The 13,766-nt window shown below is 51.5% G+C and carries 9 protein-coding genes; 6 read left to right on the forward strand and 3 right to left on the reverse strand.

Annotated elements, in window-relative coordinates; all coding sequences use genetic code 11:
• Positions 1-142 precede the first annotated feature (142 nt).
• The 3 genes from pflB to ycaO form a co-directional block, all read right to left on the reverse strand.
• Complete coding sequence (pflB, locus tag L579_RS01920; RefSeq protein WP_021182598.1) at positions 143-2,428, reverse strand: formate C-acetyltransferase; 2,286 nt, start codon at positions 2,426-2,428, stop codon at positions 143-145.
• 73 nt (positions 2,429-2,501) lie between these two features.
• Positions 2,502-3,362 (reverse strand): formate transporter FocA, encoded by an 861-nt coding sequence (gene focA, locus L579_RS01925; RefSeq protein ID WP_021182599.1) that lies wholly within the window; start codon positions 3,360-3,362, stop codon positions 2,502-2,504.
• 352 nt (positions 3,363-3,714) lie between these two features.
• A complete protein-coding gene (gene ycaO, locus L579_RS01930; RefSeq protein WP_021182600.1) occupies positions 3,715-5,478 on the reverse strand; it encodes a 30S ribosomal protein S12 methylthiotransferase accessory factor YcaO in 1,764 nt (587 codons plus the stop codon).
• Between the two features lie 314 nt (positions 5,479-5,792).
• Between ycaO and serC the strand changes: the two genes are divergently transcribed.
• From serC to L579_RS01960, 6 genes are all read left to right on the forward strand, one after another.
• Entirely contained in the window at positions 5,793-6,878 is a 1,086-nt protein-coding gene (gene serC / locus L579_RS01935) for a 3-phosphoserine/phosphohydroxythreonine transaminase (protein WP_021182601.1), read from the forward strand.
• Positions 6,879-6,961: 83 nt separating this feature from the next.
• Entirely contained in the window at positions 6,962-8,248 is a 1,287-nt protein-coding gene (aroA, locus tag L579_RS01940; RefSeq protein WP_021182602.1) for a 3-phosphoshikimate 1-carboxyvinyltransferase, read from the forward strand.
• A gap of 199 nt (positions 8,249-8,447) precedes the next feature.
• On the forward strand, positions 8,448-9,128 hold the full coding sequence (gene cmk, locus L579_RS01945; RefSeq protein WP_021182603.1) for a (d)CMP kinase: 681 nt from the start codon (positions 8,448-8,450) through the stop codon (positions 9,126-9,128).
• Positions 9,129-9,251: 123 nt separating this feature from the next.
• The gene (gene rpsA, locus L579_RS01950; protein WP_021182604.1) at positions 9,252-10,925 is read left to right on the forward strand and encodes a 30S ribosomal protein S1; all 1,674 of its coding nucleotides are present in this window, start codon (positions 9,252-9,254) and stop codon (positions 10,923-10,925) included.
• A gap of 86 nt (positions 10,926-11,011) precedes the next feature.
• On the forward strand, positions 11,012-11,296 hold the full coding sequence (gene ihfB, locus L579_RS01955; protein ID WP_013508512.1) for an integration host factor subunit beta: 285 nt from the start codon (positions 11,012-11,014) through the stop codon (positions 11,294-11,296).
• A gap of 195 nt (positions 11,297-11,491) precedes the next feature.
• Positions 11,492-13,750: a DNA internalization-related competence protein ComEC/Rec2 gene (locus L579_RS01960; protein WP_021182606.1), complete on the forward strand. Its 2,259-nt coding sequence runs from the start codon at positions 11,492-11,494 to the stop codon at positions 13,748-13,750.
• Positions 13,751-13,766: the final 16 nt, after the last annotated feature.

A 13,766-nucleotide genomic window follows, 5' to 3' on the forward strand; every position in this document is an offset into this window, starting at 1 on the left:
TCCAATTTGGCCTGGTATCAGGCGGCACAATCTGTGTCGTGCTCTGAGGTTTAAGTCGGTTTTGCCAGAGAGCCTCGGTTAGCCTTCTGGCAAAACGACCTGGAGAAAAGGCTCCCGCAGGAGCCTTTTTTAGCGGGACGAATTACAGGGACTTGGTGAAAGTACGGGTAATCACATCCTGTTGCTGCTCTTTAGTCAGCGAGTTAAAACGCACGGCGTAACCGGAAACACGGATGGTCAATTGCGGATATTTTTCCGGGTGATCCATCGCATCCAACAGCATTTCACGGTTCATCACGTTAACGTTCAGATGCTGACCGCCCTCGATATTGTTGGCTTCATGGTGGAAGTAGCCATCCATCAGGCCCGCGAGGTTGGTTTTACGTACGTTATCATCTTTACCCAGCGCGTTCGGTACGATAGAGAAGGTATAAGAGATACCATCTTTGGCGTAGGCGAACGGCAGTTTAGCGACCGAGGTCAGTGAGGCAACCGCACCTTTCTGGTCACGTCCGTGCATCGGGTTAGCACCCGGTCCGAACGGTGCACCTGCGCGACGGCCATCCGGGGTATTACCGGTTTTCTTACCATAAACCACGTTAGAGGTAATGGTCAGCACTGACTGAGTCGGAACAGCATTGCGATAGGTCGCCAGTTTCTGAATTTTTTTCATGAAACGTTCAACCAGGTCACAGGCCATATCATCGACGCGAGCGTCGTTGTTACCAAACTGCGGGTATTCACCTTCGATCTCGAAATCAATCGCCAGGCCATCCGCATCGCGCACCGGTTTCACTTTGGCGTACTTGATAGCCGAGAGTGAGTCAGCAGCTACAGACAGACCGGCGATACCACAAGCCATAGTACGGTAAACGTCACGGTCATGCAGAGCCATCAGTGACGCTTCATAGCTGTATTTATCATGCATGTAGTGGATAACGTTCAGGGCGGTGACATACTGTTTTGCCAGCCAGTCCATGAAGTGGTCCATACGCGCCATGACGGTTTCGAAGTTCAGTACGTCATCAGTGATCGGCGCTTCTTTCGGGCCAACCTGCATTTTCAGTTTTTCGTCAACGCCGCCGTTGATTGCGTACAGCAGGGTTTTCGCCAGGTTAGCGCGGGCACCGAAGAACTGCATTTGTTTACCGATCACCATCGGGCTAACACAACAGGCGATGGCATAGTCATCGTTGTTGAAGTCAGGACGCATCAGGTCATCGTTTTCATATTGCAGTGATGAAGTATCGATGGAGACTTTTGCCGCATATTTTTTAAAGTTAATCGGCAGTTTTTCTGACCACAGGATGGTCATGTTTGGTTCCGGTGATGGACCCATGGTGTACAGCGTGTTCAGGAAACGGAAGGTGCTTTTGGTGACCAGAGTACGACCGTCGACGCCCATACCTGCCAGGGACTCAGTTGCCCAGATCGGGTCGCCAGAGAACAGCTCATCATATTCCGGCGTACGCAGGAAGCGCACCATACGCAGTTTCATGACCAGGTGGTCAATCAGTTCTTGCGCTTCGGCTTCATTCAGCTTGCCTGCTTTGATATCACGTTCGATGTAAACATCAAGGAAGGTAGACACGCGACCAAACGACATCGCCGCACCATTCTGTGATTTAACCGCAGCCAGGTAGCCGTAGTAAGTCCACTGCACCGCTTCCTGCGCCGTGGTGGCAGGCAGAGAGATATCGTGACCATATTTAGCCGCCATCTCTTTGATCTGGCCCAGCGCACGGTGCTGTTCAGAAATCTCTTCACGCAGACGGATAGTGGCTTCCAGATTGACGCCGTTTTCCATGTCGCTTTGCAGTGAATTGAACTGCGCAACTTTGTCTTTCATCAGGTAGTCGATGCCATACAGCGCAACGCGACGATAGTCACCAATGATACGACCACGACCATAAGCATCTGGCAGACCGGTCAGTACACCGGATTTACGGCAACGCAGGATGTCAGGGGTATAGACATCAAACACGCCCTGGTTATGGGTTTTACGGTAATCAGTGAAGACTTTTTTCAGTGAGGCATCCAGCTCACGGCCATAAACCTTACAGGAGCCTTCCACCATTTTGATACCGCCAAACGGGATGATGGCGCGTTTCAACGGGGCTTCAGTTTGCAGACCAACGATTTTTTCCAGTGACTTGTTGATGTAACCGGCATCGTGTGAAGTGATGGTTGAAGCAAGATCGGTATCGAAGTCAACCGGAGCGTGAGTACGGTTTTCAATCTTGATGCCTTCCAGCACGTTATCCCACAGTTTAGTGGTTGCCGGGGTGGCACCCGCGAGGAACGACTCGTCGCCTTCATAAGGGGTGTAATTTTTCTGGATGAAATCGCGTACGTTGACACCGTTCTGCCATTCGCCCGCGTTAAATCCTTCCCAGGCTGCCGCCAATTTTTCATTCAGTTCGGTCATGATATACCTGCCTTTATTTAGGGAAACTTTCACGTTTGGCACGCGATCAGGCGTGCCCGTACTCAATACTTAATTAATGTACCGGGTCATCACCGCGTAGGTAGATAACCCAGTAGGTCAATCCGACTAACAGGCCACCACCAATGATGTTGCCGATGGTGACAGGAATAAGGTTGTCGACAATAAAGTTACCGACACTGAGCGCCTGGAATTGTGAGGCACTGGCTCCGGCCATTTGCCAGAACTCCGGGCTGGCGAAGTCGCGAATCATGATCGCCATCGGAATCAAAAACATGTTAGCGATACTGTGCTCAAAGCCGCTGGCAACAAACATAGCGACAGGCAGAATCATTGCCACCATTTTGTCGAGCAGGCTGCGGCCGGAGTAACTCATCCATACCGCCAGGCACACCATCAGGTTGGCAAGGGTGCCAAGGCTAACGGCTTCAATAAAGCTATGATGCATTTTATGGTCAGCAGTTTGCAGAACGTTTAAGCCCCACGCGCCGTTTGCCACCATATGTTCGCCAGAGAGCCAAATTAGCGCGACAAAAAACAGTGCGCCAATCAGGTTACCGATATACACATTTAACCAGTTACGCCCCAGCTGTGCCCAGGTGATGCGACCGCTGGCTTTAGCCACCACAATCAGCACGGTGGAGGTAAAAAGGTCAGCACCGCACACCACCACCAGCATTAATCCCAGAGAGAAGCAGATGCCGCCAATCAGTTTTGCCATGCCGTAAGGCATCGCGCCGCTACCGGTGGTGGCGGTGATATAGAACACAAAAGCGATAGAAATGAATACGCCAGCGGTTATGGCAAGAAAGAAGGTGGTTAAGGGGTGTTTAGTGGCTTTATAAACCCCGGCATCTTCAGCAACCTTTGCCATTGCCGCCGGTAATAATGAATTAAACGGGTTGTCAGTTTTCACACTAACGCTCTCCAGGAATTATCTGGGATTAATACTAACAAAGGAGTATAGGACAGGATTTGATATGGATCATATTTGGCCGGTGGGGTGGGGGTGTCAGGGGCTATTGGACAAGCGAAACCGCATTAACCAATTGAATATTATCAAATAAATATTTTTTAATATTTGCAAATATTGTTGAGAAACGCAACGATAGAAAAGTTGAATTGTTAACGAATATTATTGCTTGAGTCTAAAATGTTATCTGAAATTTTCCTGAGAAAGGTAAAACCGCTGATAATAAAAAAAGGCGCTGAAGTTATTCAGCGCCTTTTTGGGCATTATCTGACCTTTTACAGCAAAATAAGGCTATTTATTTCGCTAACCAATAACGACGTTTGGCCGCCTGTAACTTTTCATAAGCTGCCAGCAACGACTGATGGGCCGGGAAGGCTTTCAAATCTAAATCTACGGCTTGCAGGCCGTAGAACGGCGCTTCACCGCTGATAGCGGCTGATGCCGCGTCAACGGCTGCTTCACCGTACATACGGATAAAGGCGCGGTGGTATTGAACCGGATCGCGTTCCTCTTCCATAGCCAGCAGCAGCAGGGTTTGCAGGCAGCGGTAGTAGTTAGCACGCTCAGCACTGAAGATTGACTGGTTAAATTCCATCGTCCATTCAGTCCAGATCAGTGCCTGATCGAGGTCACCACCAGCCAGTGCCAGCATGGCTTTCAGCTCGCCAATACGCAGCGTAAACCAGCCATTGTCTTTGCCCGATGCCAGACCCAGCAATTCGCGAACACGGGTGAAGTCATCGTGACCTTCTTCATCCAGTTGGGTGATCAGATCCAGATAGGCTTCCGGCTCCCATTGGCTCGCCGGCAGGGCCAGCAGGGTTTCACGCAGCGGTGCGCCCATGTTGTTGTTTGCCAGCAGCAAGTCTTCCGCCGGGTAAATATCAGACATGCCCGGTACAATGATGCGGCAGGCATACACGCTCAAATGCTCGTAATCGGCGATGTACACTTCTTTATCTTCAGCGCGGAAGATAGCCATCAGCGTGTCAAACTCTTCGTGTGTGCTGCCAGCAAAGCTCCAGTCAACAAACGGATAGTCGGCATCGTCTTTGAACATATCCCAGGAAATCAGACCGCTTGAATCAATAAAGTGGGTTTCCAGGTTGGCATGCTCGGCAACTTCTTCATCATCGAAGGTTGGCGGCGTGAACACGTCGAGATCTTTCAGGCCACGACCTTGCAGCAGCTCGGTAACGGTACGCTCCAGCGCCACACCAAAATCAGGATGTGCACCAAATGAAGCGAAACAGGTGCCGTTCGCCGGGTTGAACAGCACCACACAGATCACCGGGTATTTACCGCCGAGGGAGGCGTCATAGGCAAAAATCGGGAAGCCTTCAGCTTCCAGACGTGCGATGGCCTCAACCACGCCAGGATAGCGCTGCATAACAGCTTCAGGAATTTCTGGCAGGCTGATGGATTCAGCAATGATGCGGTTTTTAATATGGCGCTCAAACACCTCGGACAGTCCCTGTACACGCGCTTCGTTAGCGGTGTTACCTGCTGACATTCCGTTGGACACATACAGGTTGCCGATAATATTCATCGGGATATAGACGGTCTGCTGGTCTGACTGACGTGTAAAGGGCAGGCCGCAAATGCCACGCTCAGCATTGCCGGATTGCAGGTCGATCAGGTCACTCGCGCTCAGGCTATCTTCAGGATCATAGAATTCACGCAGGCGAGTATCGAGGATCCCTGCTGGCAGGCTGCCATCTTCAGGTAAGGGGAACCACTTCTCGTTGGGATAGTGGACAAACTCGCCGTTAGCGATGGACTCACCCAGCCAGAAGTCAGCAAAGAAGTAGTTGGTTGAGAGGCGCTCAAAGTATTCGCCCAGCGCAGAAGCCAGCGCGGCCTTTTTGCTGGCACCTTTACCGTTGGTAAAGCACAGCGGGCAGTCACGATCGCGAATATGGACTGACCACACATGAGGGACAGGGTTCAGCCAGGAGGCTTCTTCGATGTTAAAACCCAAATCCTGCAATTTTTGCTGGAAGCGTGAAATGGAGTCTTCCAGTGCAGCGTCTTTACCTGGAATAAAAGTTTGCGTCATGATGGCGCTCTCTAAGTCAATGGGGTGGGCGTAAAGCGCGCAATAATACGGGTTTTGCACGCAATTCGCTATTCGGTTGGCGAAGTTTCTCTCTCGCTTATGTTACGGGTTTTTATCCGCCTGGCGGCATTCTGATTTTACTTCGCAGATAAACCTCACAAAATTCCATTGTCGATTACATTTATGACATAAGCTGCGGTGGAGCTGGCTCTGGAAATGTGATCACGGTTGGATAAATGATTGCAGCCATCCAGAGGCAATGATAAAACCGGTAGGGTATTCATAACCGTTCGATATGACAGTGGTGAGGGGAAATGACGCAGGTTTATAATTTTAGCTCCGGTCCAGCGATGCTGCCGGTTGAAGTGCTCCGTCGTGCAGAACAAGAATTGACAAACTGGCACGGGTTAGGCACCTCGGTGATGGAAATCAGTCACCGTAGTAAAGAATTTATTCAGGTGGCGGAAGAGGCTGAGAAAGACTTTCGCGATCTGCTGAAAATCCCCGCCAACTACAAAGTTTTATTCTGTCATGGCGGTGCGCGTGCGCAGTTTGCGGCTATCCCTGGTAACCTGTTGGGTGCTGCTAAATCTGCTGACTACATTGATGGCGGCTATTGGGCGCACAGTGCAATCAAAGAAGCGGAAAAATACTGCTCGCCAAATACCATTGATGTAAAAACCACCCGTGATGGTAAGCGTGCGATTCTGCCGATGCGCGAATGGCAACTGAGCAATGATGCGGCCTATGTGCATTTTTGCCCAAATGAAACTATCGATGGTATCGCGATTGATGAACAGCCAGACTTTGGCGACAAAGTGGTGGTGGCCGACTATTCATCAACCATCCTGTCACGCCCGATTGACGTCAGCCGTTATGGTGTAATCTATGCGGGTGCGCAGAAAAATATCGGTCCGGCAGGCCTGACGCTGGTTATCGTACGTGAAGATTTGCTGGGCAAAGCACACAGCTATGTGCCGTCCATTCTCGATTACAAGGTGCTGGCGGAGAACGATTCCATGTTCAACACCCCACCGACATTTGCCTGGTATCTCTCTGGCCTGGTCTTCAAATGGCTGAAAGAGAAAGGCGGTGTGGCCGATATGGACAAGCAGAATCAGGCTAAAGCTGATCTGCTTTACGGTGTGATTGATCGCAGCGACTTCTACCGTAACGATGTTGCGGCGGAAAACCGTTCACGTATGAACGTGCCTTTCCAGTTGGCAGATGCTGCGCTGGACAAAGTATTCCTCGAAGAATCGCTCAAAGCTGGCCTGCATGCGCTGAAAGGTCATCGCGTGGTTGGTGGTATGCGTGCCTCGATTTACAATGCGATGCCGCTGGAAGGTGTAAAAGCCCTGACCGATTTCATGGTCGATTTTGAGCGTCGCCACGGTTAATTATTCATATATGCCAGTTTGACTGGTACCAGACCCCGTTGTTTTCAGACGGGGTTTCTTCTTTTCTGGAGATTGAGTTTCACATGCAGGACTCCCTGACACTACAACCGATTGCTCGTGTTGATGGCACGGTAAACCTACCGGGTTCCAAGAGCGTATCTAACCGTGCACTGCTGCTGGCAGCGCTGGCAAAAGGTACCACACGCCTGACCAACCTGCTGGATAGTGATGATGTTAAGCATATGCTTAACGCGCTGAAAGCGCTGGGTGTGGGCTATACGCTCTCTGCGGATCGCACTGTTTGTGAGGTGACCGGTAATGCTGGTCCACTGCACGCAGATCAACCGCTGGAACTTTTTCTGGGTAATGCCGGCACAGCGATGCGTCCACTGGCTGCCGCATTGTGCCTTGGCCAGCAATCTATCGTGCTGACCGGTGAGCCGCGGATGAAAGAGCGCCCGATTGGTCACCTGGTTGATGCACTGCGTCAGGGCGGAGCTAAAATCGATTATCTGGAGCAGACCGACTATCCACCGTTACTGCTCAAAGGGGGCTTTAACGGCGGTGAAGTGAGTGTCGACGGTAGTGTTTCCAGCCAGTTTTTGACGGCGTTATTAATGACGGCGCCTTTAGCAGGGCAGGACACCACCATCACGATCAAAGGTGATCTGGTATCAAAACCCTACATTGATATCACATTGCATCTGATGCGTTGTTTCGGTGTTGAAGTTGATAACCAGAATTACCAACGCTTTGTCGTTAAAGGGCAGCAGCAGTACCAATCACCGGGCGATTATCTGGTCGAAGGTGATGCCTCTTCAGCTTCCTATTTCCTTGCTGCTGCGGCAATTAAAGGCGGGACCGTGCGTGTTACGGGTATTGGACGTAACAGCGTGCAGGGTGATATCCGTTTTGCCGATGTGCTGGAAAAAATGGGTGCCACCGTTGAATGGGGTGAGGATTACATTGCCTGTACTCGCGGTTCTCTGAACGCAATCGATATGGATATGAACCATATTCCTGATGCCGCGATGACCATTGCGACCACGGCATTGTTTGCTAACGGTACCACCCTGATGCGCAACATCTATAACTGGCGCGTTAAAGAGACTGACCGTCTGGCGGCGATGGCGACTGAACTGCGTAAAGTCGGTGCTGAAGTTGAAGAAGGGCACGATTTCATTCGTATCACCCCGCCTGCGCAGTTGCAGCATGCCGATATTGGCACTTACAACGACCACCGCATGGCAATGTGTTTCTCGCTGGTCGCTCTGTCAGATACGCCTGTAACAATCCTTGATCCAGGTTGTACCGCTAAAACCTTCCCTGACTATTTTCAGCAGTTGGCGAAAATCAGCCACACGTCCTGATACTGACACCCGGTGGCCTTTCCTGCCGGGTGACTTTACTTTCTCCTGGCCTTAGTAGCGGAAATTCCTCCGATTCTGCCCAAATTTATAACGCTGTCTGCGCTAAGGGGTAACGAACCTGACGCGGTCAGCGTATAATGCTGCGCAATCCGCACAGCCATGCCGGCTGAAAATACGCATTCAGCAACAGGAGAAAACAATGACGGCAATCGCCCCGGTTATTACCATCGATGGGCCTAGTGGTGCAGGGAAGGGAACCTTGTGCAAAGCGATGGCGGAGTCATTGCAGTGGCACTTGCTGGATTCGGGCGCGATATATCGCGTCCTGGCTTTGGCTGCGATCCATCATCAGGTGGATATTGAGTCTGAAGAGGCCTTAGTTCCGATGGCGGCTCACCTCGACGTGCGTTTTCTTTCCGTTGATGGTGAGATGCAGGTCATTCTGGAAGGTGAAGACGTGACCGGTGAAATCCGTACTCAGGAAGTGAGCAACACCGCGTCACGCGTTGCCGCCTTCCCGCGGGTACGTGAAGCGCTGTTACGTCGTCAGCGGGCTTTCCGTGAGGAGCCGGGTTTAATTGCTGATGGTCGTGATATGGGGACAGTCGTTTTCCCTGATGCACCGGTAAAAATCTTCCTTGATGCCAGTTCAGAAGAGCGTGCTCATCGCCGTATGCTACAGTTGCAGGAGAAGGGCTTTAGTGTTAACTTTGATCGCCTTTTAGCCGAGATAAAGGAACGCGACGACCGCGACCGTAACCGCGCAATCGCCCCTTTGGTGCCTGCTGCCGATGCTCTGGTGCTGGATTCAACCAGCATGTCAATTGAGCAAGTCATTGAAATGGCACTTGATTATGCCCGCCAGAAGCTGGGCATTTAATATTTTCGGTAACCGAATTGCTGTAACCCTGTACCACGGATCCGGTGCAGGGCATGTGAAACAACCCCATCCGACAATGACGTCAGGTGGACGTTAAATTGAAGAATCCTGAAGATTATCAATATGACTGAATCTTTTGCTCAACTCTTTGAAGAGTCCCTGAAAGAAATCGAAACCCGTCCGGGTTCCATCGTTCGTGGCGTCGTTGTTGCTATCGACAAAGACGTAGTTCTGGTTGATGCGGGTCTGAAATCTGAATCTGCAATCCCTGCAGAGCAGTTCAAGAACGCAGCTGGCGAACTGGAAATCCAGGTGGGCGACGAAGTTGACGTTGCTCTGGACGCAGTAGAAGACGGCTTCGGTGAAACCCTGCTGTCCCGTGAAAAAGCTAAACGTCACGAAGCTTGGATCACGCTGGAAAAAGCTTACGAAGATGCTGAAACTGTTACCGGTGTTATCAACGGCAAAGTTAAAGGTGGCTTCACAGTTGAGCTGAATGGTATTCGTGCGTTCCTGCCGGGTTCACTGGTAGACGTGCGTCCAGTTCGCGACACCCTGCACCTGGAAGGCAAAGAGCTTGAATTCAAAGTAATCAAGCTTGATCAGAAACGTAACAACGTGGTTGTTTCTCGCCGCGCAGTTATCGAATCTGAAAACAGCGCTGAACGTGATCAGCTGCTGGAAAACCTGCAGGAAGGCATGGAAGTCAAAGGTATCGTTAAGAACCTCACTGACTACGGCGCATTCGTGGACCTGGGCGGCGTTGACGGCCTGCTGCACATCACTGACATGGCCTGGAAACGCGTTAAGCATCCGAGCGAAATCGTCAACGTGGGCGACGAAATCACTGTTAAAGTGCTGAAGTTCGACCGCGAGCGTACCCGTGTATCTCTGGGCCTGAAACAGCTGGGCGAAGATCCGTGGGTAGCTATCGCTAAACGCTATCCGGAAGGCACCAAGCTGACCGGTCGTGTAACCAACCTGACTGATTACGGCTGCTTCGTAGAAATCGAAGAAGGCGTTGAAGGTCTGGTACACGTTTCTGAAATGGACTGGACCAACAAAAACATCCACCCGTCTAAAGTTGTTAACGTGGGCGACGTGGTTGAAGTTATGGTTCTGGACATCGACGAAGAACGTCGTCGTATCTCCCTGGGTCTGAAGCAGTGCAAATCTAACCCATGGCAGCAGTTCGCAGAGACCCACAACAAAGGCGATCGCGTTGAAGGTAAAATCAAGTCAATCACTGACTTCGGTATCTTCATCGGCCTGGACGGTGGCATCGACGGTCTGGTTCACCTGTCTGACATCTCCTGGAACGCAACTGGCGAAGAAGCCGTTCGTGAGTACAAAAAAGGCGACGAAATCGCTGCCGTTGTACTGCAGGTTGATGCAGAGCGTGAGCGCATCTCTCTGGGTGTGAAACAGTTGGCTGAAGATCCGTTCAACAACTACATCACCCTGAACAAGAAAGGCGCTATCGTGACTGGTAAAGTCACTGCAGTTGACGCGAAAGGTGCTACAGTAGAATTAGCTGATGGCGTAGAGGGTTACCTGCGCGCTTCTGAAGCTTCACTGGACCGTATCGAAGACGCAACTCTGGTTCTGAGTGTTGGTGACGACGTTGAAGCTAAATTCACTGGCGTTGACCGTAAGAACCGCGTTGTAAGTCTGTCTGTCCGTGCGAAAGACCAGGCTGACGAGAAAGAAGCTATCAACACTGTTAACACCAAACAGGAAGAAGGCAACTTCTCTAACGCTATGGCTGAAGCGTTCAAAGCGGCTAAAGGCGAGTAATCGACCCGAAGCACCGGGCGGCGTAAGCTGCCCGGTTTCGGTAAAAGCTGTCATACCTTTCCAAACAGGGATTAACCGGAGGTTACATGACCAAGTCAGAACTGATTGAAAGACTTGCTGGCCAGCAGACTCATATTCCGGCGAAAGTCGTTGAGGATGCGGTTAAAGAGATGCTCGAGCATATGGCCACAACGTTGGCACAAGGCGAGCGCATTGAAATCCGGGGATTCGGCAGCTTTTCTTTGCACTACCGCGCACCGCGTACCGGACGTAACCCGAAAACGGGTGACAAAGTGGATCTGGAAGGTAAATACGTTCCCCACTTCAAACCGGGCAAAGAATTGCGTGACCGTGCGAATATTTACGGCTAAGCCGTTACCGAACAGTGAAAACGACACCATCTGGTGTCGTTTTTTTTTGCCTGATGACAATCGAGCTCCAGAATTAATGTAATACCACTGCAAAAGCCTGATTATCTCTGGAGCTGCCTCCAGAATCGTTAACGCCTGGCGCGAATAACGCGATCACCTCTGGCACACTCTTTTCTCCTTTCACGGAGAAGAAAGATGCAGATAACATGGATAGTGCTGGCGCGATTGATGATGCTTGCTGCATTGCCATTAGGATTGATACCTGACTTACCCGGTAATGACATCCTGTGGGCGATGGGGGCCAGCGCACTGTTACTGAGTCTGCAACCTCTTCCCTGGTTACGTCTCGTCGGCGTGACTTTACTCCTGATGACTTGGGCATTGGCTGAGGCCCGGCAAATGGTCAGCACTATTGACCAACTGACGCAGGCACCGGTAAACGCTATCGTACGGATAACGGATGTGCGTCAGGACAATAAACAACTGACGGTTCAACTGCTGCAAATCAATGGGCGATATCAGTTTCCACCGCTCTTTGCCACGCTAAACCACAACGGGGAAGGGGAACCCTTTTGCAGCGGACAACGCTGGCGTATGCAGTTACGTTTACGTGCCGTGCATGCGCGCCTCAACGAAGGCGAGTTTGATGCACAGCGCTTTGCCCTGGCACAACACAAACCTTTGCAGGGCGTTATTGCGGCACGCCAGGTGTTGAATCCAACGTGTAGCTGGCGCGCTCGACTGATCAATTATCACCTTCCGGCATTTGCGGTGATGCAAGCCCCGGCGATTGTCCAGGCGCTGGCGTTTGGTATGCGGGAATCGATGACAGAAGATCAGCGTCGCATTCTACGCGAAACGGGAACAGCGCATCTGATGGCAATTTCGGGTATGCATATCGCACTGGCAGCCAGTGTTGGTTGGCTATTTATGCGGATGCTGCAATGGGTGCTCCCCGCCCGACGGATTAATTATCTGTTTCCTTTGATAGCCAGTGGGTGCACTGCCGCGATTTATTGCTGGATATCTGGCAGCCATCCACCGGCACAGCGTGCCTTGCTCGCCCTGACGCTATGGATAGGCCTACGCATTGCGGGCTGGCAACTGAGTGGCTGGCAGGTGTGGACATTATGTGTTGGCTTGTTGCTGGCGCTGGATCCGCTCACTGTTTTGTCAGAGAGTTTTTGGTTATCAGCCCTGGCTGTAGCGGCGCTGCTAATCTGGTATCAATGGTTTGCATTACCTGCAAGGTTTCGTAACGGGCGTCGCTGGTGGGGTTTGCAATTGCTGCATTTGCAATTGGGGATGATGTTGCTGATGGCGCCACTGCAAATATGGCTGTTTCAGGGCATTAGCCTCAGTGCGTTGCTGGCTAATCTGCTGGCAGTACCGATAATCTCATTTATTACGGTGCCGTTGATATTGCTGGCGATGGTGATGCCCGTGACTTCGTTTGCCAGTGGATTATGGTGGCTGGCGGATCAGTCGGTCCACCAGGTGATGTCTGGGCTGGCATGGCTTCCCGCGGGTTGGTTGCCATGGAGTGATGCATTGCCAGCGATGCTGTTGCTGTGGGGCGGGATGTTTGCCTGGCGTAGTGGCATTGTTTTTCGCGCCCCTGTGCAATGTTGCAGTATTGCCATCACTTTGCTGCTGTGGCGGGTCAGTGAGCCACGAGATGACTGGCAAATCGATATGATCGATGTTGGGCACGGACTGGCGATCGTCATTTCTCAGGGGGATGAGGCAGTGTTATACGATACAGGCCCTCGCTGGACATATGGTGATGCAGGGAGCCGGGTCATCCTTCCCTGGTTGCAGCGTAAAAACCGAGCCTTACAGTCAATAATTTTGAGCCATAAGCATCTGGACCATCGTGGAGGGCTGGCAGCAATTATCGCTGCTCACCCTGGCACACCGGTGCGTAGCGCATTGGCTGAACCTAACCATCTTCCCTGTTATCAAGGGGGAGAGTGGCTCTGGGGGAAACTTCGTTTTAGCGTACTCTGGCCGCCTCGTGGCTCCTCCAGAGGCGAAAATAACGACTCCTGTGTGGTACGGGTCGATGATGGCAAAGTGAGTTTGCTGTTGACGGGGGATATTGAGCGGGAGGCTGAAAGGATGCTGGTCGCGCAGCAAAAGCAGGCACTGGCCTCAACCATTTTACAGGTGCCTCATCATGGTAGTCGAACCTCTTCCAGCGCGTTGTTGTTGCGTAATGTCTCCGGGGAGGTCGCGATTGCCTCTGTGGCACGTTATAACGTCTGGCGGATGCCAGCGAAGACGGTGATTAGCACCTATCAGCAGCAGGGTTATCATTGGCATGACACCGCCCAATCCGGCCAGATACAGATAGGGATCCGTGCAGGTCATTGGCAAATAAAGGGGTTAAGAGAGCAAATAATGCCTCGCTGGTATCATCAGTGGTTTGGCGTCAAACGTGAATCCAGGTAGAATGAGCGGCTATTTC

The sequence above is a fragment of the Pantoea sp. AS-PWVM4 genome, assembly GCF_000468095.1.
GTDB classification, from domain to species: Bacteria; Pseudomonadota; Gammaproteobacteria; order Enterobacterales; family Enterobacteriaceae; genus Pantoea; species Pantoea phytobeneficialis.

What these genes read in the sequence shown, in the direction of transcription:
- rpsA (WP_021182604.1), top strand. Translation starts at nt 9,252, where the DNA reads ATGACTGAATCTTTTGCTCAACTCTTTGAAGAGTCCCTGAAAGAAATC.
- pflB (WP_021182598.1), bottom strand. Translation starts at nt 2,428, where the DNA reads ATGACCGAACTGAATGAAAAATTGGCGGCAGCCTGGGAAGGATTTAAC.
- cmk (WP_021182603.1), top strand. Translation starts at nt 8,448, where the DNA reads ATGACGGCAATCGCCCCGGTTATTACCATCGATGGGCCTAGTGGTGCA.
- aroA (WP_021182602.1), top strand. Translation starts at nt 6,962, where the DNA reads ATGCAGGACTCCCTGACACTACAACCGATTGCTCGTGTTGATGGCACG.
- ihfB (WP_013508512.1), top strand. Translation starts at nt 11,012, where the DNA reads ATGACCAAGTCAGAACTGATTGAAAGACTTGCTGGCCAGCAGACTCAT.
- L579_RS01960 (WP_021182606.1), top strand. Translation starts at nt 11,492, where the DNA reads ATGCAGATAACATGGATAGTGCTGGCGCGATTGATGATGCTTGCTGCA.
- ycaO (WP_021182600.1), bottom strand. Translation starts at nt 5,478, where the DNA reads ATGACGCAAACTTTTATTCCAGGTAAAGACGCTGCACTGGAAGACTCC.
- serC (WP_021182601.1), top strand. Translation starts at nt 5,793, where the DNA reads ATGACGCAGGTTTATAATTTTAGCTCCGGTCCAGCGATGCTGCCGGTT.